The following is a 26,253-nucleotide window of genomic DNA, read 5'->3' as shown; positions in this document are numbered from 1 at the left end:
ATTTTCAGCAAGTGTCATGTTTGGCTTGCCTCCTCATATAAGAAACACCTGACGCTTCTACCATTTTCAAAGGTTGTCAGTTTGGGCAATTCACCTATGCAGCGTTCCATTACTTTCGGGCATCTAGGCGCAAAACGGCATCCTGCGGGAAGCTGATCTGGCGCAGGGACATTTCCTTTTATCGCCGTTAATGGCTGAATGTCTCCGTCAATGACCGGAATGGATTCAAGCAGTCCTTCTGTGTATGGATGAAGCGGCTGATCAAACAACTCTTCAACGGTTCCATTTTCAACAACCTGTCCGCAGTACATGACAATGACACGGTCTGCTACTTCCGACACAACACCTAAATCGTGCGTAATGAGAAGTATAGATGTACCAAAGGTCGAACATAAATCTTTCATTAAGTTCAGCACCTGGGCTTGTATGGTCACATCGAGAGCAGTAGTCGGCTCATCCGCAATGAGGAGCTTCGGATCACAGCTTAGCGCAATGGCGATCATGACTCGTTGACGCATACCGCCGGATAAACGGTGCGGGTAATCTTTGATGATTTGTTCTGGCCTAGAAAAGCCTACAAGCTTTAGCAAGTCAATCGCTTTTTTGGTCGCTTCTTTTTTTGAAAGTTTTTTGTGGTAAATGAGGATTTCTGTTATTTGTTCCCCGATGGTTAAGACGGGATTAAGTGAGGTCATGGGTTCCTGAAAGATCATGGATACATCATTACCGCGAATACTGCACAATTCCTTTTCACTATATGTAACAAGGTCTTTTCCATCAAGCATAATGGAACCATCCATAATCTTCCCACCAGTCCCATTAATCAGACCCATGATGGATAAAGACGTAATACTTTTACCAGACCCAGACTCACCGACTAATGCGACTGTTTCCCCTTTTTTGATACTAAAATCAACGCCATCAACAGCAGGTATTGGTTCCTTTTTTCGAAAAAAATAGGTTTTTAAGTTTTGCACTTCAAGCAGTGTGCTCATGCATTCGCCCCTTTCTCCATAGATCAAATGAACCGAATCGAAAAATTCCGTCTTTTTAGAATAAAAAGAATTATCAAAATTTATATTTGTATATTATTACATCAGCATGACGAAATCAAGAAGTATTTAGTAAAATTGTAATATGTCACTTTTTTTGTGAATGATTGTCTTTATGATTCTATCGCCTTTAAAAACGTTTCCGCTGGCTCCGCAATCATAGACTCCTCGCTGATTCGGTGCTCATCGAAATACTTTTTCACGATATAAAATCCAGTGGCATAGCCAAGCATTTTGGGGTAGTTCCCTTTTCCATAAAGGAGATTCTGTATCAGCCTTTCGTCGTCCTGCACTTTCTGATAAAGGTGACTGGATACCCATTTCTTGTACATGCGCTGCAGCTGCGATTCGTCATATAAAGTCGTCCACTTTGCTGTATAGCTTTCTCCATATCTATGATACACAGCATATTCAGCGAGCCCCTCCATCATGATTGTATCAAGGAATGTAAAATCTTTTTCTTCTTTCGTGAGAAAATGCAACCTGCATACATGGTGATATTCATGCGTCAGCAACGTACCGATTCGCTCCTTCGGTGTATGCGGGGATAAAAAAAGAAAGATTTTGTCATCAAATGCCATGCCGGATTGAAAGTAAAATTGTTCTCTGATCTCTTTGCTGCTCTCATTAACAGGCAAAATAAAGACAGGGACATCAGGACCTCCCCACTTTTTTTGCAACGCTTTGTATTCTTTCATCACAAGCTTGAAATACCCTTTTTCTTTGAGCTTGTCGATCATTTCCTGGCAAGCGTTCCATGATCGAACCATTCCGTGATGTTGTAAATGGGCGAGAATAGATGATCCTTCTTTTTTCTCCGCTCCTTTAAAATAAGGAACAAAACGTGCCGCCAGCTCCTGAAATGATGATGATTGTTGGATGAGATATTGTGTATTGATCAGACCCATACCGCTGAACACCTCCATTTTCATCATATGCAAAAAGGCGGCGATCTGTTTATAGATCGCCGCCTTCTTAAGACATATTACGCTTCGTATTTTTTGAAGATAATTGTCGCATTGTGCCCGCCAAAACCAAGTGAGTTGCTCAAAGCAACTTGTACTTCTTTTGAACGTGCTTCATTTGCTACATAATCAAGATCACATTCTTCATCTGGTGTTTCAAGGTTAATCGTTGGCGGAATGACACTGTCTTTAATCGCCAGAACAGAGAAAATCGCTTCTACTCCGCCTGCTGCGCCAAGTAAATGGCCTGTCATTGATTTTGTCGAGCTGATCGCAAGCTGATTCGCATGCTCTCCAAACACTTCTTTAATCGCCATTGTTTCAAACTTATCATTATACGGTGTGCTTGTTCCGTGGGCATTGATATAATCAATTTCTTCCACTGTTAAACCTGCATCACGAATGGCTTCTTTCATTGCACGTACGCCGCCTTCTCCGTTTGGAGCAGGTGCTGTGATATGGTATGCATCTCCAGTTGAACCGTAGCCAACGATTTCTGCATAAATGGTCGCACCACGTTTTAACGCATGCTCTAATTCTTCAAGAACAACAATTCCCGCTCCCTCACCCATGACAAATCCGTCACGGTTTTTATCAAATGGACGACTTGCTGTATCTGGATCAGGATTTGTCGAAAGGGCTTTGTTTGCACAGAAGCCAGCAAACGACATTTTTGTTAACGGCGCTTCTGTTCCACCTGTAATCATCGCATCTGCATCTCCGCGCTGAATGACTTTAAAGGCATCACCAATGGAGTTTGTTCCTGTTGCACATGCTGTTACAGTACAAGAGTTAACCCCTTTTGCGCCAAGTGCAATTGAAATTTGGCCTGTTGCCATATCTGGAATCATCATTGGAACGAAGAACGGGCTTACGCGTCTTGCTCCTTTATTCGAATACACTTCGAATTGCTCTTCGAATGTTTCAAGTCCGCCAATACCAGATCCAACCCATACCCCAACACGAGGTGCGTTTTCATCTGTAATTTCGAGGCGTGAATCTTCTAAAGCCTTTTGAGCAGCAACGACTGCATATTGTGTGAAGCGTGCCATCTTTCTCGCTTCTTTTTTCTCCATGTAATCTTCGATGTTAAAATCTTTTAGTTCTGCTGCTACTTTTGCTGTATATTCACTTGAATCAACACGTGTGATCGGGCCAACACCTGATACACCTGCTACAGCATTTTTCCATGTTGTCTCTACATCGTTGCCAAGAGGTGTCAAAGCACCTAATCCTGTAACAACTACTCGTTTCTTATCCATTAATTTGTGCACCCCACTCTTTTATCGGCCCCATCGCATAGCGATTGCGCCCCACGTTAATCCGCCACCAAAACCAACCATTACAATCACATCGCCGTCATGAATTTTTCCGGCTTCGATTTCTTCACATAGTGAAATTGGAATGGATGCTGCTGATGTGTTTCCATATTTATGGACTGTTTTCGACATTTTTTCAACTGGCAGCTCTAAGCGTTCGCGTGCTGCTTCCATAATGCGAATGTTTGCTTGATGCGGAATCAAGAAGTCTACGTCTTCTTTTGATAGTCCAGCTTTTTCTATCACGTTTACGCTTGACTCGCCCATTTGTCTCACAGCAAATTTAAATACTTCTCTTCCATTCATGATTGTATGATCTTTTTCATCTAAGTACAAGTGCTTCCCGCCTCTTCCATCGGCTCCAAGCTCAAATGATAGAATTCCCTTGCCTTCGCTGACTGTTCCTAGTACAGCAGCACCTGCTCCATCTCCAAACAAAACAGCTGTGTTGCGGTCATCCCAGTCGGTAATGCGAGAAAGCTTTTCTACACCAACGACAAGCACATGTTTGTAAGTGCCAGATTCGATAAATTGTTTTCCAGTAACAAGCCCATACATAAAGCCAGCGCATGCAGCGCTAATATCCATTGCACATGCTTTATGTGCACCGAGCTGCTCTTGAATCATACAAGCGACTGTCGGAAATGCTTGATCTGGCGTAACTGTCGCTACAAGAATCATATCAATATCTTCTGCAGCCACATCTGCGTCAGCTAATGCTTTTTTTGCAGCAGCAAGCGCCATATGAGATGTATTGACATCATCAGATGCAATTCTTCTTTCTTCTATACCTGTTCTAGTACGAATCCACTCGTCAGAAGTTTCAACCATTTTTTCTAAATCACGATTTGTTAATACTTTTTCAGGTATATAGCGGCCAAGGCCAATAATTCCAGCATTCATTGAATAAGACTCCTTTTACTCATACGAGCATGTGATATTGTGATCTTATATTAGTATCTGGTACTAATTTTACCTTATTTTTTTCTCCTTGGCAATACAAACGTCTAACCTTTCCTCTCACTTTTTTCATAGATTAATGATATACCAATAGTAGAAAGGAACATGTGATATGGCGCAAAAGGATATTTTCTCAGCAATGATGTTTGGTCAGCCGCTTGAAAAGGAGAAAAGCAAGACAGAAAAAAAGGAGGAGCGTACAGAGACTTCTTCAAGTGATGACTCCATTGACTACATGCATGTCATGAATCAAATTGGAAACATTATGAACTCCATCGATGAGCTGAAGCCTGTGTTTAAAGATGTCGGCCCTATGATCAGTGCCTTTAAGAAAAAATTATCATAAAAAAAAGCCACTATTCTGTGGCTTTTTTTGATTGTTGACAAAGGGCTAAAATATTTTAGCCCTTTGTCTTCTTCTCAGCGTGATAGAAAACCTTTGCAACCCTAGGAAAGACGAGCACTGGCGCGGAGCAAATTTCACATTCGTGAGCACCAGCACGCAGGACTGACAAAGAATGCGAGGGTTTGTCTACAGGCTGAAAGCCACTATTCTGTGGCTTTTTCTGATGCTGCATCTGCTTTTCCAAGCTCATATGCCTCTTGCATGACAGATGTAAACAAAGAGAGAAGCGGCTGAAGTGCTTGTGGATCAAGCTGAATCCCTGCTTTATCTAATTCTTCTTTTGCTTGTGGAAAATACTTCATCGCAATTTGTAAAAACTCCATCGATTTTTCGTGCTGCATGTTCAACGTCCTCACTTTTCATTTGGCAGTTTGCCTGTTTTTTTGTAATTCGCAATATCCTTCTCAATGTCTTTCACAAAAGCGCGGTCTATGGTTGAGCTAAATTTCCCCATTTCGATCACTCCTTCTTTAAAGTCAAAGGAGTACTCACCTTGTTCGTTTAGCTTGCCTTCATTAAACTTCTTCGCAATGATACTGTACGCTTTATCGACATGCTGGACTGTGCTAGTTAACACCGTATGGCTTCCAAGGTTGGATTGATCAGTGACATATCCGATCGCAGATAAATTGTCGTTTTTGATTTGTTCAATGACAGGGATATTATAACCATCACCTGCTGGATACACAACATCTACACCTTGTTTTTTCAATTTTTGATAGAGGTTCACCGCTTTGTCAGCATCATCCCAGTTTTCGACAAATTCCGCTAGGACTTGCACATGTTCGTCCTGATATTTTGCACCTTTGATAAAACCGTCTACTTCACTTTGCCAATCATATGTAGCCAGAATACCAATCTTTTTTGTTTTGGACATATGTGCTGCTGTCATGCCTCCGAAAAAGCCCATTGCTTCTCCTTTAAACGTGACATTTGTGACATTATCAGCTTGAGGCTTGCCTCCATTGACCGTGATAAATTGTGTTTTCGGATAATCTTCACTGATCAAGTTGAAAATTTCGCTGTATTCATTGCCATGGCCAATAATCAAATTGACTCCTTTTTTATGAAATTCTTCAATGGCATCAACGATTTTCTCCTTGTCGACCATCCCTTCCTTATAATAAACATCTACACCAAATGTTGATTGGATATTTAATAAGCCTTTATAACCTTTCGTTCCCCAAACTTGATCATTAATCGTATCGGGGACGAGTAAACCCACCTTCTCAATATGTCCTTTTAACGGCGCCTGCGAGCAGGCAGATAGCATAAGAAGAAGGAACGAAAAGATCATGACAAGCCGCTGGTACTTCATGCCATGTTCAACTCCCTTTGCAACACGCAGGCATGAACCTGTATGTTAAATATAGGTTTATTTTATACTGAAAAAAGATAAGATGGAAGATCATTCTTGCTTTTTGTCGAAAAATGTTGAGTTTTGTCTTTTCCATTCTGCTATGATTTCTTCTGCTTGTTTGTCACCTGTTTGTCTTTCTACCTTTAATTGATGGATCATTTCCTGCCTTTGATCGGTGCGTGCCCACTTTAAAAGCTCCTTTGCGACATCTTCTACAAAAAATGTGTGATCATCCTTTATTCGTCTCTCTTCATGGAGTGTCCACGGACCAAACATGCGTGGAAGGATAACAGCCGAAACGCTTTGTTCATGCGAATGGCTTTCGGGTTCTTCGTAAAACAAGCGGTATTTGCCATGCTTCGCTTCGAGGTCTGTCTCTCTGTTCATTGAATCATCTGATTGAAAAAAGATCAGGTCATATGCCTCTTTCCTATCTTGACCATCAATAACGCGGACAAGATCATTGCGGCCGAGCCACATCATCCGCTCTTCTAATAACATTTTTTGCTCCTCTGACTGCTCCTTAGGATATGTGATATCCACTTGTATGCCCTCTTTCATCATATATTCACAAAGTGTCAGGCCAAAAAATTCATCTGCACCTATGATCAGTCCTGTTTCCATGTTCATGTCCCCTTTTTTAGCATATCGAATAAAAAGAAGAGCCCTTTCCATGAAGGGCTGTTATCATCCTATTCATTACAATTCTCTTTCATGCGATTTATAAAACTTGTGAATGGACTGAAAGATTCTTCTTGGATGATCAAACATATGCAAGGTAAGGTCCATCTGACAATGGTCTGGATTCATCATATGCTGATCAATAAAAGGCTTTGCGTGTAGTTCATAGGCATACGGTGCGCCGTTTAGTCTCTGCCATATATGAATCGGTACATGAGCTGAATGAACGGGGCAAGAAGGAAGTGGATACGTTTCAGCTTCCTTTGCAGAGCACCCATAGCTCTGTGCGAGTTCTTTCATGAACTGTTTGTAGAAGAATTTGTGTTCCTTTTCTCTTTCTCTTTGTGCTTGCAGGTGTAAACATGGATTCATCATGGCTATAGACCTTAGCACTTCTGGCATTTCTTCGGCAAGACTCATGGCGACAAGTGCTCCCATTCCCTCTGCAAGCACATGAATTTCCCGGTTTAATATTTCTTGTTTTAATGTGTGATGAACAAGCTGTTTCGCACTAAAAACAGCATCTTCACATCCCCAGTGATTCCCATGAAGATGACTATTAAACAATGTATATCCTTCATCCTTTAAAGCAGTTAAAAGCTGGTTTCTTCCGTAATGCTGAAGCCAGAATGATGTATTTTCCTGCACAAAGTGATTTCGGTCACCGAGGATTAGAATGCCAAAGCCATTTGGTTTTTGAGGAAGGTGAATGACGTTCCACTGGGAACCAAGCTGGAAAAAACGTTCGCTTACACCCATATGGCCAGCCTCCTTTCAGTGATTCTGCTTTCTATGATATGAACAACAACTCTTGTAGGAATAAGGAAATCCCCTAAAGACAGAAGAATTCTTTTTATTTTTATAGTAGAAGGTCTCAAAATGGTCACATAAAGGCGGAAAACAGTCTTTTCTCTGAACTCGTATCTATGGTATGATAGTCAATAGATTGTTACATAAAGGACGGTGGAATAATGCATTACATTATCACCCTCATTTGGACTTTTCTGCTGACACATATGGCTGGTTACATCGTTGCATCTATGAATGGAGCTGCTTATGATTTTACGTTAACTTCCATTCTTGCCATAGTGTTTACGGTTATTTTATTCATCTTTGCTGAAGTAAGTCCAATGAAAGAAACAGAAAGTTCAACAGAACATTCTTAATATTGCTGAAAAAGAGCTAATGATTTGAGGTTAGCTCTTTTTCTTTTTTTCAGAATGATGACCAGAAGTTGAGAGCGCACGCTAAAACCCCCTGCCGTCAATTACAGGGGGTTTTTGAGTTACACCTCAACCGTTTCGGACTTCTGTTTGTCTGCTGACAAATGGCTTTTCGCAAGCCCTGTGAACAGGAAGATCGCGATGCCCGATAAAATTTCAAGCACACCACCCCCCGCAATGACAGGTCCTGCTCCAAAGCGTTCTGCCAGGACGCCCGATATGACGGCTGCAAGCGGGAGAAAGACATTTGATGACGCATTGATCACGGCATATACTTGCGGCTGATCTTCTTGGTCAACAGACGTTTGAATAATGACCATCTCTGGGACATTGATTGCACTGACGGCTGCACCAAAAATAAAGGAAGCTAGAAGAACGACTGGAAGCCATGTACTCATTCCAGTGATAAAGAATGCAGCTCCTTCAATCATGCCTGCGACAATAAAGAACAAGCCAAACCTTTTGATTTTCACCTTCGCCAGTGCAAAGCCCATCATAAACGCACCGACTGCGGCGACACCTCTTAAAATGGAATACACCATTGAATCACTTTGCAGCGCTTCTGCTACATATACAGCGGATAATGCCTGCCACGGAGCTGCAGCGACATTCATTAAAATACAATAAAGGGTCAGTGCAAATAAAATATGATGATTTTTAACGACTAGAAAGCCTCTTTTTAAGTTATACAGATATGTATTCTTTGCTTGTTTAATGCCTGCTGCTTTTTCTTCGTCAGACTTCTTCAGTTTAACGCCAATAATAAACATGCCCGATATGATGAATAAAGCAGTGGTGATTAGGAGCGTATCTGCAGGTCCAATTAATTTGACCAAAAGACCAGCGACCATCACCGCAGCAAGTGCGACAATTTCAAAAGATGATTGCAGGATCGCATTTGCTTTTTGAATGAGATGCTTTGGAACAATCTGCGGCAGGATGGCCACAGAAGCCGGGTTATATGCTGCACCTGTTGCCGATTGAATAACCATTAATGAGATCAATAACCATAGAGGCAATATGTGCGAAAAATGCAGTAGTGGAATAATGAGTACAATGGTTGCTCGAATGACATCTGAAGCAAACATCCATTTAGATAAATGATGTCTTTTCATAAGAGGTCCTAGTATTGGGGCCAACAATGATGAAGGAAGAACTGTCACTGCTAGAAGAAGTCCGGTACCGAGCGCTCCATCCCCTCTTAAAATCAATAACCAAAGAACGGATGTAAAAGCAAAACTTTCTCCTGTATTTTTTATGAGTCTTGATATGAACAATGAGGTGAAGCGTTTATTCCAAACACTTTCACTGAGATTCATCTTTTCCATCACACAAATCCTTTCAACCTTATACTATTTTTACATATTTTACCTTAATCTTTCTTTTTTTCATACTATTTATTTGAAAATTGGAACTTAATTGTTTTTTATTATAAAGAAAAAAGAGGCATGACACATGCCTCTAAAGACTTATTCATATGGACTCTTAGTCAATTGCTTATGGCTTTCTTTGGTAAGTCCAAACACGGTTATGGTTCGAGTTATCCGGAAAGACGTCTCCTGCTTTAAGCTTTATCTTTAAAGGATCTTTCACCATACTACCGGTCTCACCGATTTCGATATAAACACCATTATTAGGTGCCTTATTACCAGATTTAAACTGATGCTGTTGACCCATTTCCATCCTCCTTTCTCGATTGATGTTATTATGTCCCGTCCATTGCCTCTCCAATCCAATATGTAAAAAGTCCCTGCTCAGTCGAGACAGGGACACTTGTGATTTATTTAGGTTGTTGATACATGAGCTCTTTGATTAACGCTTTTTGCACATGCAGGCGATTTTCTGCTTGCTGGAATACTTTAGAGTGTGGTCCATCAATGATATCAGCCGTCACTTCTTCTCCGCGGTGTGCCGGCAGACAATGAAGGAAGATATAATCTGCTGCTGCATGTTGCATGAGTTCCTCATTGACTTGATATTCTTTAAATTCAGCTAGACGTTTCTCTGTTTCAGCTTCCTGCCCCATGCTTGTAAATACGTCTGAATAAATGACATCTGCATCCTGAACAGCAGCTACTGCATCTGTTGTGACGATGACTTCTGCGCCTGATTGTTTTGCAAACTCCCGGGCAGTGTCTGTCACCTCTTGAAGAGGTTCATAGCCTTTTGGTGATGCAACGGCAATGTCACAGCCTAACTGCGCGCAGCCGACCATTAAGGAATGAGCCACATTATTCCCATCACCGATGTACGCCACTTTCACACCTTTTAGTGTGCCTTTTGCTTCTTTAATCGTCAGTAAATCAGCCAGTGCCTGACATGGATGAGAGTAGTCCGTTAGTCCGTTGATCACTGGAATAGAGGCGTATTTTGCAAGTTCTTCTACCTTCTCATGTTCAAAGGTTCGAATCATAATGCCATCTACATACCCAGACAGCACCTGCGCTGTATCACCAATCGTTTCTCCTCTGCCAATTTGCAGATCATTTGAGCTGAGGAAGAGCGCATGTCCGCCTAGCTGCGTCATGCCCGCTTCAAACGAGACACGGGTTCTAGTTGAAGATTTTTCAAAGATCATCGCTAATGTTTTTCCTTTGAATAAATCTTGATATGGATGTTGTTTCATTTCTTCTGCTTTTTCAATTAAGTACGCAATGTCATTGATCGAAAAGTCTTTTAACGATAAAAAGTCTTTTCCGTATAATGCCGGTTGCACGTCGACTTGGCTCATGCCGTCACTTCCTTTTTATATAATTCGTGGAGTGATACTGGTGATACATCTCCATCTTTTCCTTGCAGGAACGCTTGCGCTGTTTCATATTCGGTTAGAACTTGAACACCATGTGTGAGTGCTTTTACACGCTGTTCTTTTGCCTCTTCATCATCACCTAAATGAATGTGAAGCGATTTATCGTCTTGTTGCAGCCACGATTCAAAGCTGCCAGTCCAGACGTTAAAGCCTGCTCGTGTAGCTTCATCTATGAGTAATTCACTGCCATGAATATAGAGGCTCCCTTTCTGTTGCCAGATCGGCGCAAACACTTTTTTCAAGGCGCTTTCGACGTTCTTTCCAACACACATTCCTTCACCCGTCGCTTTCATTTCAGGTGTCAGCTTTAAATCGATATCTTGAATGGCATGTGAGGAGAAGACTGGGAATTTAACAGCTGTGCCCCCCTTATTCTTCGTTACAGGATTCAATTCTTCAAGCGTTGCACCAGCTAACAGCTGAGTCGCCATTGGGATCATGTCAACACCCATGACTTTACTTACAACTGGAACAGTCCGGCTTGCCCGAGGATTCACCTCTAATACGAGCGCCTGGTTCCCTTTCATCACAAATTGAATATTCATGATGCCTTTAAAAGCTAATTTCTTTGCGATTTGTTCAGAAGCGTTATATACCTGCTCTTTGATGTCTTCACTAATAGAGACACTTGGTAGGATGGCAAAGCTGTCACCTGAGTGTACGCCCGCTTTTTCAATATGCTCAACGATTGTTGGAATGAATGTCGTCTTTCCGTCTGAAATGAGATCCACTTCCACTTCTTTTCCAGTGACGTACTCATCAATTAAGATCGGATAAGGTAAATGATCTGGCTGATCAAGTATTGCTGCCAATTGAGCTTCTGTATGGACAACGATCATGCCCATTCCCCCAATGACATATGATGGACGAATAAGAACAGGGTACCCAATGCTTGCAGCATGCCCCAGTGCTTCTTCTTTTGAATGAGCTGTATCTCCTTTTGCATGAGGAAGATTCAGTTCATCAAGAAGCTGATAGAATAAATCGCGATCTTCTAATGCATCTAGTGTGTCAAAGGACGTGCCTAACAAGGTAACGCCGGCTTTTTCTAAACCTTCCGCCACATTGATTGCTGTCTGCCCGCCAAATTGAACGATGACAAAATCAATTTGCTCCGCTTCAACTACGTTTAAAATATGTTCCAACGTGATAGGCTCAAAGTATAAACGATCTGCAATCTCATAATCGGTACTAACCGTTTCTGGATTGTTGTTCATCATGATGGTTTCAAATCCAAGCTTTTGTAGAGTAAGAACGCCGTGAACGGCACTATAATCAAACTCGACCCCTTGCCCAATTCGAATCGGACCAGATCCAATGATGAGTGCACGCTGCTTTGTTTTCTCTTGATGCTCTCCATCACTTTTGCCAAAGTACGTAGAATAGAAGTAATTCGTTTTTGCATCGAATTCAGCCGCACATGTATCGACAATTTTAAATGAAGCGGCAATGCCATACTCTTGGCGAAGCTGTCTGATATCTTGTTCACTGCGATCCGTCAGAGAAGCGATTGTTTCATCAAGAAAGCCTTTTTCCTTCACTTTTCTTAAGGTGTCTTTGGATAGCGTCCCCTGATGATTCTTCAATTCTTGTTCGAGTGTGATCATATTCTTGAAAACATGTAAGAAAAACAGATCAATCTTCGTCGTTTCATGAATCGTTTCAACGGTTTCTTGTCTGGAAAGCAGCTCCATGACAGCGAAGAAACGGCGATCGTCCGGTGTTTTGATTAATTCAAATAATTGTTCAGTCGAATGTTCTTTCAGTTCAGGCAAGTGGAAGCCCTTTGTTTTGATTTCAAGTGATGCGACTGCTTTTTGAATGGCAGATTCTAAATTACGGTCAATCGCCATGACTTCACCAGTCGCCTTCATTTTTGTGCCTAATTTCCGGTCTGCCTGTTTAAATTTATCGAACGGCCAGCGCGGGAATTTCACCACGACATAATCGAGTGCCGGTTCAAAGCTAGCATACGTTGTTCCTGTAAGCGGATTTTTCAATTCATCTAGTGTATAACCGACCGCAAGTTTTGCCGCCATTTTGGCAATCGGATAGCCTGTTGCTTTCGATGCAAGAGCAGAAGACCGGCTGACCCGAGGGTTGACCTCAATGACAAAATATTCTTTGCTGAGTGGATCGAGAGCGAATTGGATATTACAGCCGCCAACGACATCAAGCGCTGAAATAATTTTTAAGCTCGCTGAGCGGAGCATTTGATAATCCTGATCCGTTAATGTCTGTGACGGCGCAACGACAATCGAGTCACCTGTATGCACACCAACTGGATCGATATTTTCCATGTTACATACAGTGATACACGTATTTTGACGATCTCTCATGACCTCATACTCGACTTCTTTAAAGCCAGCAATGCTTTTTTCAACTAAGCACTGATGAATCGGACTCGCTAGAAGAGCACCTTCAATCAGCGGTTCAAAAGCCTCTTCAGTTAAAGCGATGCCTCCCCCTTTACCACCAAGTGTGTAGGCTGGTCGAAGAATGACAGGAAAGCCCACTTCTTTTGCAAATTGAAGGGCGTCTTTCGCATTATCCACAATTTCACTTTCTGGTACAGGTTCATTCAAATGCTTCATGAGAGCACGGAATTTCTCACGATCTTCACCGTTCTCAATTGTTTCAACTGACGTTCCGAGCAGTTTTACCCCATGCTTTTTCAGCACACCGGCTTTTTCTAGCTCGACAGCAAGGTTTAAAGCTGTCTGTCCGCCAAGATTGGCTAAAAGACCATCTGGTTTCTCTTTTTCAATGATTCTTGTCACTGAATCAACTGAAAGCGGTTCAAAATAAATTTCATCAGCAAATGACTCGTCTGTCATAATAGTTGCTGGGTTGTTATTCACTAAGATGACGTTGTAGCCTTCTTCTTTTAAGGCCATACAACCTTGTGTTCCTGAGTAATCAAATTCTGCTGCCTGACCAATGATGATTGGACCAGACCCGATGACTAGAATGGTTTGTATGCTTTGATCTTTAGGCATGTGCGACTTCTCTCCTTGCTTGTTTCACTTTCTCAATAAAATCATCGAATACCCATTCACTTTCTGCAGGGCCTGGGTGTGCTTCTGGATGAAATTGAACGGACATAATCAGCTTCTCTTTATGAATGAATCCTTCAACAGATCCGTCATTCACGTGGAGGAATTTGACGTCCACTTCTTTGTCATTCATGCTTTTTTCATTGACCACATAGCTATGATTTTGGCTTGTCATAAAGACACGTTTTGATTCTGTATCTTGTACAGGATGATTCGCCCCGCGGTGGCCAAAAGGAAGCTTATACGTATCCCCGCCAAGCGCAAGAGCAATTAATTGATGACCTAAGCAAATGCCTAGTGTCGGGAAGGTCATCATGATGTCATGAATGGTTTTTAAATATGGCTTCATTGTTTTTGGATCTCCAGGTCCATTTGACAAAAGGATCGCATCTGGCTTGATATCAAATACCTTTTCCATTTGTTTGTACGGAATCACTGTGACTTTACAGCCGCGCGCTTCGAGTGAGTCCGCAATTGATTTTTTAAAGCCAAAATCAATGAGCGCTACATGTTCCTCACCGCTGCCTTGTGTGTATACTTCATCTTCTGTGACCTGCTCAACCACATTGTCTTGCTTCATTGCAGGCGGCGTTTCATTTTCGTCTAAACTAAGCACTGCATTCATCGTTCCATTTGCTCGAATGTTCTGCACGACTGCGCGAGTATCTGTATGTGTAAGAAGCGGAATGTTCCACTTCTGTAAATAATCTTTTAAGCTTACAGCTGCAAGGTGATGAGAAAAATGCTCAGCTGCCTCATAGACAACGACCGCTTTTACTTGTGGTTTTTTGCTCTCAAAGTCTTCATGATTGATCCCGTAGTTTCCGATGAGTGGATATGTGAAAACAATGATTTGTCCTTTATAAGAAGGATCTGTGAGCACCTCTTGATAACCTGTCATCCCTGTAAAAAAGACCACTTCACCTGTTATGCCAGCTTCTCCTGTCAGATCTCCTTCAAAAGAGGCTCCATCTTCTAAATTTAAATAACCTTTCATGCTTGTGTCACCCCGTATTGAATAATTAATAATATAAATGCATGTTTATACGTTTTGTTGCAAAAAAATTTAGACCGTTACTGTTTCATTTGCTAACACTTGAATGACCGCTTCTATTGCTTGATCCAATTCAACTTTTTTGACATTCAGTGGAGGTAATAAACGAATGACATTCGGACCAGCTGGAAGCACCAGCAAACCTTGCTCTCGAAGGGCTGTGATGTAATCACCTACTGGCTGGTGACACTCAATCCCTGCCATTAATCCTTTGCCCCGTACTTCTTTCACGATATTCAGCTGTTTGACTTCTTGCAGTCTCTTTAAGAGATACGCACCCTTTTCTTTCACTTCTGAAAGAAAGTCTTCTTTGAATATCACATCAAGAGTTGCGTTCACAGCTGACATAGCGAGCATGTTGCCACCAAATGTTGTGCCATGAGAGCCTGGAGAAAATGCATCCCCTAAAGCTTTTTTCCCTATCACTGCACCGACTGGAAACCCATTTCCTAAACCTTTTGCGACTGAAATAATATCAGGATCAAGTCCCGATTGCTCATAGGCAAATGCTGTCCCTGTGCGCCCAATACCCGTTTGGATTTCATCTACAATCAGCAGCGCTTGATGTTTTTTGCAAAACGTTTGAACGGCTTCTAGAAATTCAGCTGTAGCTAGATTCACTCCACCTTCACCTTGCACCACTTCCAGCATGACCGCTGCGACATCATCGATTTCACACGCTGTGATCGCTTCAGGGTCATTAAACGGTACATAATGAAAGCCTTCCAGCATCGGTCCAAAACCAGTTTTGATTTTATCTTGACCTGTGGCAGCCATACCAGCATACGTGCGCCCATGGAAAGAGTGCAAAAACGTCACAATATTTGTTTTACCTGTTGCTTTTCGGGCCAATTTAATAGCCCCTTCATTCGCTTCAGCCCCGCTGTTGCAGAAAAATACGAGATCTCCTGAACTGTTGGCTGCCAGCTTTTCCGCTGCTTTTTCTTGCAGTCCATTTTCAAATAGATTTGATACGTGCCAGACCTCATCAAGCTGCTTCTTGATGGCTTGATTGACCTTTGGATGATTGTGACCTAAATTCGTGACCGCAATGCCTTGTATAAAGTCTAAATATTTTTTCCCAGTTGTATCAACTGCCCAAGAACCTTCTGCCTCTTTAATTTCAACATTCCACCGTCCGTACGTTTGAAAGAGATGACTCACAGGACCGCCTCCTTTTGTTTTACAATTCGAGTTCCTCTAAAGGTATCTCCTGTAAAAATACTGCCTTTTCCATTCACAATCATGACTTCATCCACATCTCCTGATAAAGCACTTAGCGCAGATTGCACTTTTGGAATCATTCCCCCGGAAATAATACCTTCATCGATGAGCTTGAGAGCTTCTTGTTCGGTGACAACGTCTAACAGCTCACCATTTTTTAAAATTCCTTCCACATCTGTGACAAACATGAGCTTATCAGCTTTCATAGCTCCTGCGACTGCTGATGCTGCAAGATCAGCATTCACATTTAACGTTTGGCATTCTTCGGTCATAGATAGCGGCGCAATGACGGGAATGAATTGTTTCTCCATTAGTGCTTCTGCCATCTCTGGATTGACTTCTTTGATTTCGCCAACGTACCCATATACATCTTGATCGAGAAAATCGGCGACAAGCATCTGTCCATCTTTACCAGATACACCGACAGATGATATATCATGCTTTGCCAACTCTGAAACAAAGTATTTATTCACCGTTCCTGAAAGGACCATTTCGGCTACCTCTAACACCGGCTTTGTTGTTTTGCGCTGTCCATCTACAAATTCCGTTTTCACTTCTAATTTTTGCAGCATGCTCGTGATTTCAGGACCCCCGCCATGTACGATAGCCAGTTTAAATCCAGCAGCTTGAAGTGAGCGGACATTTTCATAAAAGGTATCGGAAAGTTCTCGAATGACACTGCCTCCACACTTGAACACGATCGTTTTATCCATGTCTATCTCCTTCATTATGTGCGATAGCTCGCGTTAATTTTCACATAATCATAGGTAAGGTCACAGCCCCATGCTGCCGCTTCACCATTTCCTTCATTCATTTGAATGAAAATCGTAATCTCATCCTGCTCTAGATACGCTTTTGCTTCCTCTTCTGAGAAAGACTGAGGTTCATTATGTTTAAACAGACATTGCCCGCCTAAGTAAACTTCAACCTCTTCTGGCGTGACAGAAGCTGCGCTATGACCGATTGCTCCGATAATCCGTCCCCAGTTGGCGTCCGTACCGTATACGGCTGTTTTCACAAGACTTGAACCTACGATTTTTTTTGCAATAATACCCGCTTCTAAGTTGTTTTTTGCACCAACAACTTTCGCTTCGATTAATTTGGTTGCGCCTTCTCCGTCTCTTGCAATCTCTTTTGCTAGATCTTCACAGGCTAGTTTTAATCCTTCTTTAAACAATGGCCATTCTGGATGTTCTTCATTCAGTGCCTGGTTTTCTGCCATTCCATTTGCCATCACAAGCACCATATCGTTAGTTGATGTTTCTCCATCGACGGTAATTTGATTAAACGTCACATCTGTAATGTCACGAAGAGCATTTTGCAAAGCTTCTTGTTCGACATTTGCATCGGTTGTGACAAACCCGAGCATTGTTGCCATATTCGGATGAATCATACCAGAGCCCTTTGCTGCACCAGAAATGAGAATCTCTTTCCCGTCTATCGTCAAGGAGTATGTCGTATTTTTAATGACTGTATCTGTTGTTAAAATCGCTTCTTCAAAGTGACCATTTCCTGCTTTTGCTTCTTTTAGCTGAGCGATGCCTGTTTTGATTTTATCCATATCCAGACACTCTCCAATGACACCAGTAGAAGAAACGGCAATGTAATCAGGCTCTGTGCCTAACATGTCTGCACAGGCTGCCTGCATGTCGTATGCATCTTTTAATCCCTGCTCACCTGTACATGCGTTGGCGATGGCACTATTGACAATGACACCTTTTAGTTTGCCCGTCTTTTTCAAGCTTTTTTGTGTGACTTGAAGAGGCGCAGCTTGAAAGTGACTTTGAGTGTATACCGCTGCACTCGCTGCTGGTACTTCACTGATGATCAAGCCAAGGTCTTTTTTTGAATAGCGTAATCCTATATGAATCCCCTTTGCTTCAAAACCTTTTGGTGATGATACGTCCCCGTCTATTTTGACAATACTTTTTTCATTCAATTCGATCATGTTTGTTGTCTCCCCTGTTCTTATGGATAGAGAGGTGTCATTGTGAGGCCCGCCTCTTCATATAAGCCTTTGATGATGTTGAAGTTTTGAACCGCTTGGCCGGCTGCGCCTTTCATGAGATTATCTATGACAGATACAATCGTCAGTCTGCCTGTTCGCTCATCTAAATGAAAACCAATGTCACAGAAGTTACTGCCATATACTTCTTTTGTTTGCGGATATATCCCATGATCTCTCACTCTTACAAAATAGGAATCTTCATAAAAGTCCTTCATCCGTTTCATTAATTCTTCTTTTGTGACATCTGATTTCAATTGTGTATACATCGTCGCCATAATCCCTCTTGTCATCGGGACAAGGTGTGTTGAAAATGTGATGTTCGCCGTTTGCGGGTTCCATTCTCTAAGTACTTGTTCTATTTCAGGTGTGTGCTGATGTTCATTCACCTTATAAATTTTAAAGTTATCGTTCAGCTCTGAAAAATGTGTGCCAAGTGAGGCTGATCGTCCTGCACCGGACACCCCGGTTTTTGCATCTATTATGATCATAGATTCATCGATTAAATTCTGTTTCATCAGCGGTGCTAAACCTAGAAGAACTGCAGTAGGAAAGCAGCCGGGGTTTGCAATGACTTCCGCTTGCTTAATGGTTTCACGATTCAATTCAGATAATCCGTATACAGCTTGTTGAACCGATGCTTCATCCGCTGCCCTTCGTTTATACCACGCTTCATAAACAGTTCCATCTTGAATGCGCAAGTCACCTGATAAATCAATAACTGGCACCCCTTGATTCATGAGCTTCGGTGTGAGTTCACTTGAAACGCCTGCTGGTGTCGCTAAAAACACAGCATCTGTTTCTTGCACAATGGCAGCCGGATCAATGGCTTTTAATGTTTGGTCAGTAATCGTTGTCAGATGCGGATAAGATTGACTGTATAATTGCCCATCACCACTTGATGAATACAATATACATTCCTCCACATGTGGATGCTGCTTAAAGATACGAACTAATTCCGCACCACCGTACCCTGTAGCACCTATAATACCTATTTTCAACGTCAATACACCCTCTTGATCTTTGTGAAATTATTTAACATTATAACATGTATAAAAATTAATTCAATTGTATATTTAATATTTGTTTTCATTTTTTTTCATAAAAAAATCCACATATCTTCGTGAGACATGCGGATTTTATCTATTGTTCTTCATATTGAGGACCAGAAGCGCACTGCATAAATATAATAGGGAACTTGCATAAAAAATCAAATGAATGGTGAAGAAATCAGCAAAAAGGCCGCCAAGCATAATGGCGATGGATGAAAAAAGCGCTGTCCAAAAATGATAGTGCCCAACTTCTTTCATTCGCTTTTTCTCATTTGTGAGTTCGGTGACGAGTAGTTTCTCTCCGTGCTTCTGAACACCACCTAGCACACCTAAGGCAAGCTGAATCATATAAACTTGCTCTACTTCTGTGATATGTGGAAAAAGGAGAAGAAGAAACGCCATACCAAACGAATGAATGATTAAAAAGAGACGCCTGTCGGTCGTTTCAGGAAGTTTTCCTAATAATAAATGAATGAACGCACCGCTCAAACCAAACAGACCATAAGCAAGACCAAATTGAGAGTAGCTCGACCCAACATTTTTAATAAAAAGAATATAAAAAGGGAAAATGAGACTACTGGCGAAAAACAGTAGACTTTGTGAATAGACGAACCATTTCATTGCTTTAGCATTCATTGTGTATTGTACCTTTCATAAAAGTAGTTGATAAATCTGCCATCTGGATCTGCTTGCTTTTTCTTTTGAAAGAATAGATCGGTTTTTGGATACGCTTGTTTCATTTGTGCTTTCGTTTGATACGGCATGTATGGTAAGTAATAGCTTCCATGGTGCCGCAAGGTGATATCTGTCATTTGCCGGATGACCCGCTCCGCTTCTGCCTTCTCTTCTTTCTCAAAACCATAATTCACTAACAAAACAAGTGCAAACATATCTTCTTTCGCATATGAGAGATCCGCTTTTTCATTTTTTTGTACGTAGCGGATCGTGATGTTCATTAAATTCAATTCTTCCTGTTGTAAAAAGCTTCTCATGTCATCGATATACGCACGAAAACGATCAACTGGAACAAAGTATTCTTGAAGCACATCGGTATCTGACTCATTTTCATATTCTAAAAAAGCAGAATCAGACCGCATCACGTTATTTCTTGTGATCAGCTGGTCATTTTGACTTTGAAAATACTTCTTTTGCAAGTTCCATAGCAAATCTTTCCCCATATCAAATCTTCTCGAAAGGCCGAGCATAAATTTCAAAGGGATGACGAGCTGATCTTCTTTGAGCTCGCGGTATGGATCGATCTGTTGATCAAAAGTAAGCGAATAATTCGTCACATACATCTCTTTCAAAAAATTTGTTTTCGCTGTAGAGATTCTTGCGAGATGCATGCGCACTTCTTTATTGTTCTTTACATGCTTTTGAAAATAATCAGTGTATTCATCGAAGTGTAGAGAGGTTGTCTCCATTTTATATAATTCATCCTTTGTTAAGGAAAGCTCAACATCTAAAATGACACCGAATAAGCCGTATCCTCCAATCACAGCAGTGAATAAATCATCGCTAGGCTTTACTGTGATGATCTCTCCATCTGCTTTTAACAGTGTGAAAGAGCGCACAGTGTCAATGAGTGAGCCGTAGCGAATGTCACGTCCATGTGCATTTGCACTTAACGAGCCACCAATCGTAAAGATGTTTTGAGATTGCATCACCTTTACTGCAAGACCATATGGGTTCACATATTTTTGAATATCATCCCATGTGGCGCCGCTTTGGACCCGAATGGTCTTCTTTTTTTCATTAAATGATACGATTTGGCGAAATTTTGTCATGTCTAGTACAATGCCATTTTCATAATACGTGTGGCCGCCCATACTATGCTGCTTTCCGGCGATTGAAATGGGCAGATTTTTCTCTTTTGCTTCTTCTAATACTTCTTTTAAAGATTCTATTTCTTTTCCTTGCACGACTTTTTTTATTTTGACCGGCATGAGGTGACTCACATCTGTAAACGCCTCAAGTCCTTGTCTTTTGTGTGCTTGACCTTCACGTATAGAGACTGATGCAAAAAAGGCAGCGCCATATCCCATCAAAAGAACGATCCATATCCACTTTCGTTTCATTATAGGTACTCCGTTCTATAAAATTACATCCATTATATCAATCTATACTCCTCCTCTACCTTAATTTTTCATAAAAAAACCTGGCATGAGTTCAACTCATACCAGGTCGTATTTACTTATTGAATACCAAGCGCAATTTTAGCGTATCTTGACATTTTGTCACGTGTCCAAGGTGGATTCCATACGATGTGAACTTCTGTTTCTTTCACTTCAGGCAAGTCACTTAATGCTTTTTTCACTTCATCCACGATAACTGGTGCAAGGGGACACCCCATTGATGTTAAAGTCATCGTGATATCCGCTTTTCCATTCTCATCAAGATCGACATCATAGACAAGTCCAAGGTTGACGATGTCTACGTTTAACTCAGGGTCAATCACCTGTTCTAGGGCGCCTAAAATATTTTCTTTCAATGCTTCATCCATGATATCCACTCCTTTTTCAACTAGTATAACGTACTTTTCCTTTTGGCTAAACGTTTGTGCTTTTCAGGTGTGTCACAAACCAATCAATCGTTTCAAACATCGCTTGTCTTGAGACCTTATGGCCAGCCTGTCCATCTGTAATAAAACGAATCAGGTGCGGATCTTCTTTATATTGGGTTTCTGCTAACTCGTCATAAAGAGCTTTTGCATGTCTGTAAGGGACAACCGGATCGTTTTCTGCATGCCAGAATAACAGCGGTCTTTTGTTTAGTCGATCTGTTTGCAGCGTTAAATCATAAGGACGCAGCGCGTCTAATTGCTGATGAACCTCTTCATCTGTAATCTCTTTCATCAACCCTTTGTGCCGCATGTCCATAATTTGTGCTTGTAGGAATGTCGTATATTTCGGACTGCCCATCAAGCTGACTGCCGCTTTAATCCAATCATGTTTTGCGAGTGCACCAAAGGTCGTGATTCCTCCCATAGATGTACCCGCAACACCTATTAGATCGGCTTCAATCAATTGTTTTTCTTGAAAATGTGTCTTAAGTATATCGATTTCACGGATTTCGTTCAGGACGATTTCCCAAAACTTTGATGCCAGTTCCTCTAAGCTGAGGTTTTCTGATCTTACACCATGATAAGCACAGTCAGGCAAAATGACTCTCATGCCTTTTTCCGCCAAATGAAAGGCGAAGTGTAAGTTGTGCTCGCGTGCACTTGTAAATCCATGTATAAAAAATACAAGTGGCAGTGGTTTATCTTTATTTTCAGCTTTTACGATATGTAAAAATGGAATATCGTGCGTCATTTGCTCATCAATGGTGATCACAGCCTATGAATCCTCCTTTATCATTCCCGTCTTTGTTTATTTTAACATGTAGACAACGAAGATGTGATAAAGATACACTATAGGTGGAGGCACCCGCACCAGCTGCCTCCTATTACTTACAGATCAAAGGAGATTTTATGGAGACTAAACCTTATCTAATCGCACTTGACCTGGATGGCACGTTATTAAAAGACGATAAAACGATTTCAGCACGCACACTTGATGTCATTCAAAAAGTGAAAGACAGCGGGCATCATGTCTGTATTTCAACTGGCCGGCCATTTCGTTCCAGCTCTCCTTATTATCAGCAATTGCAGCTCGATTCACCGATTGTGAACTTTAATGGAGCGTTTGTCCATCATCCTCTTGATGAAAAATGGGGCAGATTTCACACATCACTTGATCTTCAAGTCGTGAAACAGCTTGTGGATATTAGTGAGGAATATAAAGTACACAATGTGTTAGCTGAAGTGCTAGACGATTTGTATTTCCATTATCATGATGAAAAGCTCATTGATATATTTAATATGAATGCAAACAAAGTGACCGTTGGAGACCTTCGGGACAATCTTGGAGAGAATGTTACAAGCGTCTTAATTCACGCAAAAGAAGAAGACGTCGGAGCGATCCGGAGCTATTTGACAGATGTTCATGCAGAAGTCATTGATCACAGACGCTGGGCTGCTCCGTGGCACGTCATTGAAATCATTAAAACAGGTATGAATAAAGCCGTTGGACTGCAAAAGATCAGTGATTATTACGGGGTGCCTCAGGATCGGATTGTGGCATTCGGAGATGAAGACAATGATTTAGAAATGCTTGAGTTTGCTGGATGCGGGGTTGCCATGGGCAACGGAATTGATGCAGTGAAACGCGTCTCAAATGAAGTGACAGATACGAATGAACAAGATGGGATTGCAAAATTCCTAACGAATTACTTCTCGCTTTAATTTTTCCATTCATACATAGCAGGTCGAAGCGGGCATACTACCGTTAGACAGGTTGTCCTGTCAGCTTGTGTAAAGGGGCGGATTCCGAATGGGTAAAAGAAGCAAATCGAAACGCTTTATACAACAAGGTAAAGATTCAGTCAGTCTGCATGACGCACGTTTTCCGTATCGTTCCACACTTGAAGAAGCTGCGGAGGACAGGGGAAATATGAAGACTGATGCTTCTGGAGGTTCATTGTGAGAAACGAACTTTTTGATCAAGCCAAATCATTTACTGAAGAAGCCCTTACTTCTTCATTTCCATCTGGTTTAGAGCGTAAACAAGCAGTTCAGCGAGCGAAAAACGCCGTATCATCTGCATTTGCTAATTCGACAGATGCAGAAAGAAACCAGCTGCATACGTTCCAAGACCTGCTTGATGATCTTTAACGGTAAAAAAGCTGTCCATTTTCTGGACAGCTTTTCTTATTCTCTTATTTCACTTGGAACGTTTTCTTCTCAGTGATTTGCTTTAGCCCTTCTGCTTTTCCTTTAAATGTGACGACCGCTTCATACGTTCCCGGCTCCACACCGTTTGACCACGTATCTTGGAAGTCATATGTTTCATCTGCTTTTAGCACAAAGGATTGGATAGCTTGTGTAAACATACGGTCTTTCGAGTAACGGTATTTTTCATTTCCATCTTCATCGTACACACTCAATTCGAATTTCTGGCTTGTGTTAAACGTGAATTCAATATCTCGATCTGATTCATTTTTTAGTGACATATTAAATTGAACCGAAGAACCTTTTTGGACGGGGTCTACTGTGAGTACAACGGTTTTTTCTCCCATTTGACCGGATACCTCCTTGTCTGGTTCATCCTTTTTTTGTTGCCCACAAGCTGTTAAAACCAATAGAACGAGAAAAAGCACTAACCCTTTTTTCATCTTCTACCCACCTTTTAATCTCGTCTGAAAAATCCAAGAATATTGGTTGTTTGAACAATATTTGTAAAGGCTTTTGGATCGACTTCCTTTATAATTTGTTCAAGTTCATACAGCTCATACCTTGTAATGACAATGACCATCATTTCTTTTTGTTCATTGGTAAATGCCCCTTTGGCCGGAACAGTCGTAATACCTCTGACCATTTTTCCATAAATGGCTTCTTTGATTTCATCTGCTTTCTTTGTCACAATCATGGCGGTCAGCTTTTCATGTCTCGTATGGATGGCATCAATTACCCTAGTCGTCACATATAATGTGACAAGGGTATATAAAGCTTTCTCCCAACCTTGTAACAATCCTGCTGTAAAAATGATAATTCCGTTTAAAATGAAGAAATACGTGCCGACTGGTTTGTCTTTCCATTTCGCTAAAATCATCGCAATAATGTCAAGGCCGCCTGTAGATGCCCCATATTTCAGTGTAATCCCAATGCCAAGTGCAGAAATGACTCCGCCAAATACAGCATTTAATAAAATATCTTCAGAAACACTTGTCTCTGGTAAAATGCCGAGGAAAATCGTTGTCAGTGCCACACTAATAATGCTATACAAAGTAAAGGAACGACCAACCTTCATCCAGCCTAAAATGCCGACCGGAATGTTTAAAATAAATAATAGGATCCCTGTTGATAAATAAAACGGTGCATATTGATCGATTAAACTAGATAACAGCTGGGCAACCCCTGTAAAACCACTTGCATATACGTCAGCAGGGATTAAAAATAAATTCAGTCCAATCGCATTGAGTAAGGCACCAATGACGACGACGATGAGTTTTTTTGCTTCTCCAATGAACATGTTGTCATTCCTCCACTTACCATTCTCTCTATGGTTTTCCCTAAAATTTAGAATTTGAACACGAAAAGATGATTTTCTATGATATAGTTAGGCTAAAAAGATGTAAAATATGGTTGATTTTTTTAGAAAGAAGGGATTTTGATGACCGTTCATATCATAGCAGACAGTGCTGCTGATCTGCCTCTTTCTTATTATGATGAACAAAACATGACACTCATTCCGCTGCGTGTGTTACTCGGCGAGCAGGAATTTGAGGATTTGATTACCATTGAACCAAAACAAGTATTTGATGCGATGAGACAAGGTGCAAGTCCAAAAACATCACAAGCTTCACCGAACCGGATAAAGGAAGCCTTTGTTTCTGCAGCACAAACCCATACATCGGCTATTTATGTTGCCTTTTCATCAGAGCTTTCAGGTACATACCAAACCGCTGTGATGATGGCAAACGAAGTGAAGGAAGAATACCCTGATTTCGATTTACGGATCATTGATTCTAAATGTGCTTCACTTGGTTATGGACTAGCTGTCAAACACGCTCAATCACTTGCCATTGACGGAAATACAATACAAGAAATTGAAACGTCTGTAAAGCATTTTTGTGAATCTTTACAACATATTTTTACTGTAGACGATTTATCGTATTTAGCAAGAGGCGGAAGAATCAGTAAAGCGTCCGCATTTGTTGGCGGGTTGTTAAGTATTAAACCCATTTTACACGTTGAGGATGGAAAACTGATACCCCTTGAAAAAATTCGTGGCCGGAAAAAATTGTTGAAACGCATTATCGAGCTAATGAAAGAACGCGGATCTGACTGGTCCAGCCAAACTGTTGGCATTAGTCATGGAGATGACCCTGCACTTGCAGAAGAAATGAGACAATTAATCGAAGCCGAATTTCATCCAAAAGAAATCGACATCCAGGTCATCGGCGCAGCTGTCGGGTCCCACTCAGGCCCTAGCACACTTGCCATCTTCTTTACAGGCAGTCCATCATAAAAAGCACCCTTCCCTGA

29 protein-coding genes are annotated in these 26,253 nt (G+C 41.3%); 6 read left to right on the top strand and 23 right to left on the bottom strand.

The window, feature by feature from the left end; all coding sequences use genetic code 11:
* Window positions 1-14: 14 nt before the first annotated feature.
* The 4 genes from ABG082_RS05515 to ABG082_RS05500 form a co-directional block, all read right to left on the bottom strand.
* Complete coding sequence (locus ABG082_RS05515; protein WP_348936645.1) at window positions 15-995, bottom strand: ABC transporter ATP-binding protein; 981 nt, start codon at window positions 993-995, stop codon at window positions 15-17.
* Between the two features lie 170 nt (window positions 996-1,165).
* A complete protein-coding gene (locus ABG082_RS05510) occupies window positions 1,166-1,960 on the bottom strand; it encodes a DUF2268 domain-containing protein (RefSeq protein ID WP_056407963.1) in 795 nt (264 codons plus the stop codon).
* A gap of 77 nt (window positions 1,961-2,037) precedes the next feature.
* Entirely contained in the window at window positions 2,038-3,279 is a 1,242-nt protein-coding gene (fabF, locus tag ABG082_RS05505; RefSeq protein ID WP_008348501.1) for a beta-ketoacyl-ACP synthase II, read from the bottom strand.
* Window positions 3,280-3,300: 21 nt separating this feature from the next.
* Window positions 3,301-4,239: a beta-ketoacyl-ACP synthase III gene (locus ABG082_RS05500; protein WP_024720058.1), complete on the bottom strand. Its 939-nt coding sequence runs from the start codon at window positions 4,237-4,239 to the stop codon at window positions 3,301-3,303.
* A gap of 169 nt (window positions 4,240-4,408) precedes the next feature.
* Between ABG082_RS05500 and ABG082_RS05495 the strand changes: the two genes are divergently transcribed.
* A complete protein-coding gene (locus tag ABG082_RS05495; protein WP_060832239.1) occupies window positions 4,409-4,642 on the top strand; it encodes a hypothetical protein in 234 nt (77 codons plus the stop codon).
* 203 nt (window positions 4,643-4,845) lie between these two features.
* Here the strand turns inward: ABG082_RS05495 and ABG082_RS05490 are convergent, their stop codons facing one another.
* The 4 genes from ABG082_RS05490 to ABG082_RS05475 all read right to left on the bottom strand — a co-directional run bounded on the left by ABG082_RS05490 (window position 4,846) and on the right by ABG082_RS05475 (window position 7,502).
* Window positions 4,846-5,043, bottom strand: coding sequence for a ComZ family protein (locus ABG082_RS05490; RefSeq protein WP_008348507.1), 198 nt, complete (start codon window positions 5,041-5,043; stop codon window positions 4,846-4,848).
* 11 nt (window positions 5,044-5,054) lie between these two features.
* Complete coding sequence (locus ABG082_RS05485) at window positions 5,055-6,020, bottom strand: BMP family ABC transporter substrate-binding protein (RefSeq protein WP_008348509.1); 966 nt, start codon at window positions 6,018-6,020, stop codon at window positions 5,055-5,057.
* 90 nt (window positions 6,021-6,110) lie between these two features.
* Entirely contained in the window at window positions 6,111-6,686 is a 576-nt protein-coding gene (locus tag ABG082_RS05480; RefSeq protein WP_348936644.1) for a nad binding enzyme, read from the bottom strand.
* Window positions 6,687-6,761: 75 nt separating this feature from the next.
* A complete protein-coding gene (locus ABG082_RS05475; protein ID WP_007499048.1) occupies window positions 6,762-7,502 on the bottom strand; it encodes a hypothetical protein in 741 nt (246 codons plus the stop codon).
* Window positions 7,503-7,714: 212 nt separating this feature from the next.
* Between ABG082_RS05475 and ABG082_RS05470 the strand changes: the two genes are divergently transcribed.
* Entirely contained in the window at window positions 7,715-7,909 is a 195-nt protein-coding gene (locus tag ABG082_RS05470) for a YjzD family protein (RefSeq protein ID WP_008348514.1), read from the top strand.
* A 119-nt stretch (window positions 7,910-8,028) separates the two neighbouring features.
* On the opposite strand, the gene ABG082_RS05465 is transcribed toward ABG082_RS05470, so the two are convergent.
* The 13 genes from ABG082_RS05465 to ABG082_RS05405 all read right to left on the bottom strand — a co-directional run bounded on the left by ABG082_RS05465 (window position 8,029) and on the right by ABG082_RS05405 (window position 22,501).
* Complete coding sequence (locus tag ABG082_RS05465) at window positions 8,029-9,294, bottom strand: MFS transporter (protein WP_008348516.1); 1,266 nt, start codon at window positions 9,292-9,294, stop codon at window positions 8,029-8,031.
* Between the two features lie 169 nt (window positions 9,295-9,463).
* The gene (locus ABG082_RS05460; RefSeq protein WP_008348517.1) at window positions 9,464-9,643 is read right to left on the bottom strand and encodes a YjzC family protein; all 180 of its coding nucleotides are present in this window, start codon (window positions 9,641-9,643) and stop codon (window positions 9,464-9,466) included.
* Between the two features lie 103 nt (window positions 9,644-9,746).
* A complete protein-coding gene (gene argF / locus ABG082_RS05455) occupies window positions 9,747-10,697 on the bottom strand; it encodes an ornithine carbamoyltransferase (RefSeq protein ID WP_008348520.1) in 951 nt (316 codons plus the stop codon).
* Entirely contained in the window at window positions 10,694-13,774 is a 3,081-nt protein-coding gene (locus ABG082_RS05450; RefSeq protein ID WP_348936643.1) for a carbamoyl phosphate synthase large subunit, read from the bottom strand. Before ABG082_RS05450 ends, argF begins: the two co-directional genes overlap by 4 nt.
* The gene (locus ABG082_RS05445; RefSeq protein WP_017360179.1) at window positions 13,767-14,828 is read right to left on the bottom strand and encodes a carbamoyl phosphate synthase small subunit; all 1,062 of its coding nucleotides are present in this window, start codon (window positions 14,826-14,828) and stop codon (window positions 13,767-13,769) included. The genes ABG082_RS05450 and ABG082_RS05445 overlap by 8 nt, the downstream gene beginning before the upstream one ends.
* Before the next feature lie 69 nt (window positions 14,829-14,897).
* Entirely contained in the window at window positions 14,898-16,049 is a 1,152-nt protein-coding gene (locus ABG082_RS05440) for an acetylornithine transaminase (protein ID WP_348936642.1), read from the bottom strand.
* On the bottom strand, window positions 16,046-16,822 hold the full coding sequence (gene argB, locus ABG082_RS05435) for an acetylglutamate kinase (protein ID WP_057079704.1): 777 nt from the start codon (window positions 16,820-16,822) through the stop codon (window positions 16,046-16,048). Before argB ends, ABG082_RS05440 begins: the two co-directional genes overlap by 4 nt.
* A gap of 14 nt (window positions 16,823-16,836) precedes the next feature.
* Window positions 16,837-18,057, bottom strand: a complete 1,221-nt coding sequence (gene argJ / locus ABG082_RS05430; protein WP_039167371.1) for a bifunctional ornithine acetyltransferase/N-acetylglutamate synthase — start codon at window positions 18,055-18,057, stop codon at window positions 16,837-16,839.
* A gap of 20 nt (window positions 18,058-18,077) precedes the next feature.
* Window positions 18,078-19,115: an N-acetyl-gamma-glutamyl-phosphate reductase gene (argC, locus tag ABG082_RS05425; RefSeq protein WP_348936641.1), complete on the bottom strand. Its 1,038-nt coding sequence runs from the start codon at window positions 19,113-19,115 to the stop codon at window positions 18,078-18,080.
* Window positions 19,116-19,253: 138 nt separating this feature from the next.
* A complete protein-coding gene (locus tag ABG082_RS05420; RefSeq protein ID WP_008348533.1) occupies window positions 19,254-19,802 on the bottom strand; it encodes an MFS transporter in 549 nt (182 codons plus the stop codon).
* On the bottom strand, window positions 19,799-21,244 hold the full coding sequence (locus ABG082_RS05415; RefSeq protein WP_348936640.1) for an FAD-binding oxidoreductase: 1,446 nt from the start codon (window positions 21,242-21,244) through the stop codon (window positions 19,799-19,801). The genes ABG082_RS05420 and ABG082_RS05415 overlap by 4 nt, the downstream gene beginning before the upstream one ends.
* A gap of 116 nt (window positions 21,245-21,360) precedes the next feature.
* Window positions 21,361-21,669, bottom strand: coding sequence for a metal-sulfur cluster assembly factor (locus tag ABG082_RS05410; protein WP_003211530.1), 309 nt, complete (start codon window positions 21,667-21,669; stop codon window positions 21,361-21,363).
* A 46-nt stretch (window positions 21,670-21,715) separates the two neighbouring features.
* Entirely contained in the window at window positions 21,716-22,501 is a 786-nt protein-coding gene (locus ABG082_RS05405) for an alpha/beta fold hydrolase (RefSeq protein ID WP_008348536.1), read from the bottom strand.
* Window positions 22,502-22,638: 137 nt separating this feature from the next.
* On the opposite strand from ABG082_RS05405, the gene ABG082_RS05400 reads away from it, so the two are divergent.
* The 3 genes from ABG082_RS05400 to ABG082_RS05390 all read left to right on the top strand — a co-directional run bounded on the left by ABG082_RS05400 (window position 22,639) and on the right by ABG082_RS05390 (window position 23,880).
* Complete coding sequence (locus ABG082_RS05400; RefSeq protein ID WP_348936639.1) at window positions 22,639-23,451, top strand: Cof-type HAD-IIB family hydrolase; 813 nt, start codon at window positions 22,639-22,641, stop codon at window positions 23,449-23,451.
* Between the two features lie 88 nt (window positions 23,452-23,539).
* Window positions 23,540-23,692 carry a hypothetical protein gene (locus ABG082_RS05395; RefSeq protein ID WP_008348539.1) on the top strand — a complete coding sequence of 51 codons (153 nt, stop codon included), beginning with the start codon at window positions 23,540-23,542 and terminating at the stop codon, window positions 23,690-23,692.
* The gene (locus tag ABG082_RS05390) at window positions 23,689-23,880 is read left to right on the top strand and encodes a DUF3813 domain-containing protein (RefSeq protein WP_348936638.1); all 192 of its coding nucleotides are present in this window, start codon (window positions 23,689-23,691) and stop codon (window positions 23,878-23,880) included. Before ABG082_RS05395 ends, ABG082_RS05390 begins: the two co-directional genes overlap by 4 nt.
* A 44-nt stretch (window positions 23,881-23,924) precedes the next feature.
* Here the strand turns inward: ABG082_RS05390 and ABG082_RS05385 are convergent, their stop codons facing one another.
* Window positions 23,925-24,380, bottom strand: coding sequence for a BsuPI-related putative proteinase inhibitor (locus tag ABG082_RS05385; RefSeq protein WP_076821895.1), 456 nt, complete (start codon window positions 24,378-24,380; stop codon window positions 23,925-23,927).
* Between the two features lie 14 nt (window positions 24,381-24,394).
* Window positions 24,395-25,237 (bottom strand): YitT family protein, encoded by an 843-nt coding sequence (locus tag ABG082_RS05380; RefSeq protein ID WP_025207135.1) that lies wholly within the window; start codon window positions 25,235-25,237, stop codon window positions 24,395-24,397.
* Window positions 25,238-25,378: 141 nt separating this feature from the next.
* Between ABG082_RS05380 and ABG082_RS05375 the strand changes: the two genes are divergently transcribed.
* A complete protein-coding gene (locus tag ABG082_RS05375; RefSeq protein WP_008348544.1) occupies window positions 25,379-26,236 on the top strand; it encodes a DegV family protein in 858 nt (285 codons plus the stop codon).
* Window positions 26,237-26,253: the final 17 nt, after the last annotated feature.

Origin of the sequence: Bacillus sp. BS1807G30 (genome assembly GCF_040047675.1) — a bacterium.
Classification (GTDB): domain Bacteria; phylum Bacillota; class Bacilli; order Bacillales; family Bacillaceae; genus Bacillus; species Bacillus altitudinis.
This window is presented reverse-complemented; position numbering and strand designations above follow the sequence as displayed.

Excerpts from the sequence above, each read along its gene's own strand:
- ABG082_RS05515 (WP_348936645.1), bottom strand. The coding sequence starts at position 995 with ATGAGCACACTGCTTGAAGTGCAAAACTTAAAAACCTATTTTTTTCGA.
- ABG082_RS05510 (WP_056407963.1), bottom strand. The coding sequence starts at position 1,960 with ATGGGTCTGATCAATACACAATATCTCATCCAACAATCATCATCATTT.
- fabF (WP_008348501.1), bottom strand. The coding sequence starts at position 3,279 with ATGGATAAGAAACGAGTAGTTGTTACAGGATTAGGTGCTTTGACACCT.
- ABG082_RS05500 (WP_024720058.1), bottom strand. The coding sequence starts at position 4,239 with ATGAATGCTGGAATTATTGGCCTTGGCCGCTATATACCTGAAAAAGTA.
- ABG082_RS05495 (WP_060832239.1), top strand. The coding sequence starts at position 4,409 with ATGGCGCAAAAGGATATTTTCTCAGCAATGATGTTTGGTCAGCCGCTT.
- ABG082_RS05490 (WP_008348507.1), bottom strand. The coding sequence starts at position 5,043 with ATGCAGCACGAAAAATCGATGGAGTTTTTACAAATTGCGATGAAGTAT.
- ABG082_RS05485 (WP_008348509.1), bottom strand. The coding sequence starts at position 6,020 with ATGAAGTACCAGCGGCTTGTCATGATCTTTTCGTTCCTTCTTCTTATG.
- ABG082_RS05480 (WP_348936644.1), bottom strand. The coding sequence starts at position 6,686 with ATGGAAACAGGACTGATCATAGGTGCAGATGAATTTTTTGGCCTGACA.
- ABG082_RS05475 (WP_007499048.1), bottom strand. The coding sequence starts at position 7,502 with ATGGGTGTAAGCGAACGTTTTTTCCAGCTTGGTTCCCAGTGGAACGTC.
- ABG082_RS05470 (WP_008348514.1), top strand. The coding sequence starts at position 7,715 with ATGCATTACATTATCACCCTCATTTGGACTTTTCTGCTGACACATATG.
- ABG082_RS05465 (WP_008348516.1), bottom strand. The coding sequence starts at position 9,294 with ATGGAAAAGATGAATCTCAGTGAAAGTGTTTGGAATAAACGCTTCACC.
- ABG082_RS05460 (WP_008348517.1), bottom strand. The coding sequence starts at position 9,643 with ATGGGTCAACAGCATCAGTTTAAATCTGGTAATAAGGCACCTAATAAT.
- argF (WP_008348520.1), bottom strand. The coding sequence starts at position 10,697 with ATGAGCCAAGTCGACGTGCAACCGGCATTATACGGAAAAGACTTTTTA.
- ABG082_RS05450 (WP_348936643.1), bottom strand. The coding sequence starts at position 13,774 with ATGCCTAAAGATCAAAGCATACAAACCATTCTAGTCATCGGGTCTGGT.
- ABG082_RS05445 (WP_017360179.1), bottom strand. The coding sequence starts at position 14,828 with ATGAAAGGTTATTTAAATTTAGAAGATGGAGCCTCTTTTGAAGGAGAT.
- argB (WP_057079704.1), bottom strand. The coding sequence starts at position 16,822 with ATGGATAAAACGATCGTGTTCAAGTGTGGAGGCAGTGTCATTCGAGAA.
- argJ (WP_039167371.1), bottom strand. The coding sequence starts at position 18,057 with ATGATCGAATTGAATGAAAAAAGTATTGTCAAAATAGACGGGGACGTA.
- ABG082_RS05420 (WP_008348533.1), bottom strand. The coding sequence starts at position 19,802 with ATGAATGCTAAAGCAATGAAATGGTTCGTCTATTCACAAAGTCTACTG.
- ABG082_RS05415 (WP_348936640.1), bottom strand. The coding sequence starts at position 21,244 with ATGAAACGAAAGTGGATATGGATCGTTCTTTTGATGGGATATGGCGCT.
- ABG082_RS05410 (WP_003211530.1), bottom strand. The coding sequence starts at position 21,669 with ATGGATGAAGCATTGAAAGAAAATATTTTAGGCGCCCTAGAACAGGTG.
- ABG082_RS05400 (WP_348936639.1), top strand. The coding sequence starts at position 22,639 with ATGGAGACTAAACCTTATCTAATCGCACTTGACCTGGATGGCACGTTA.
- ABG082_RS05395 (WP_008348539.1), top strand. The coding sequence starts at position 23,540 with ATGGGTAAAAGAAGCAAATCGAAACGCTTTATACAACAAGGTAAAGAT.
- ABG082_RS05385 (WP_076821895.1), bottom strand. The coding sequence starts at position 24,380 with ATGAAAAAAGGGTTAGTGCTTTTTCTCGTTCTATTGGTTTTAACAGCT.
- ABG082_RS05380 (WP_025207135.1), bottom strand. The coding sequence starts at position 25,237 with ATGTTCATTGGAGAAGCAAAAAAACTCATCGTCGTCGTCATTGGTGCC.
- ABG082_RS05375 (WP_008348544.1), top strand. The coding sequence starts at position 25,379 with ATGACCGTTCATATCATAGCAGACAGTGCTGCTGATCTGCCTCTTTCT.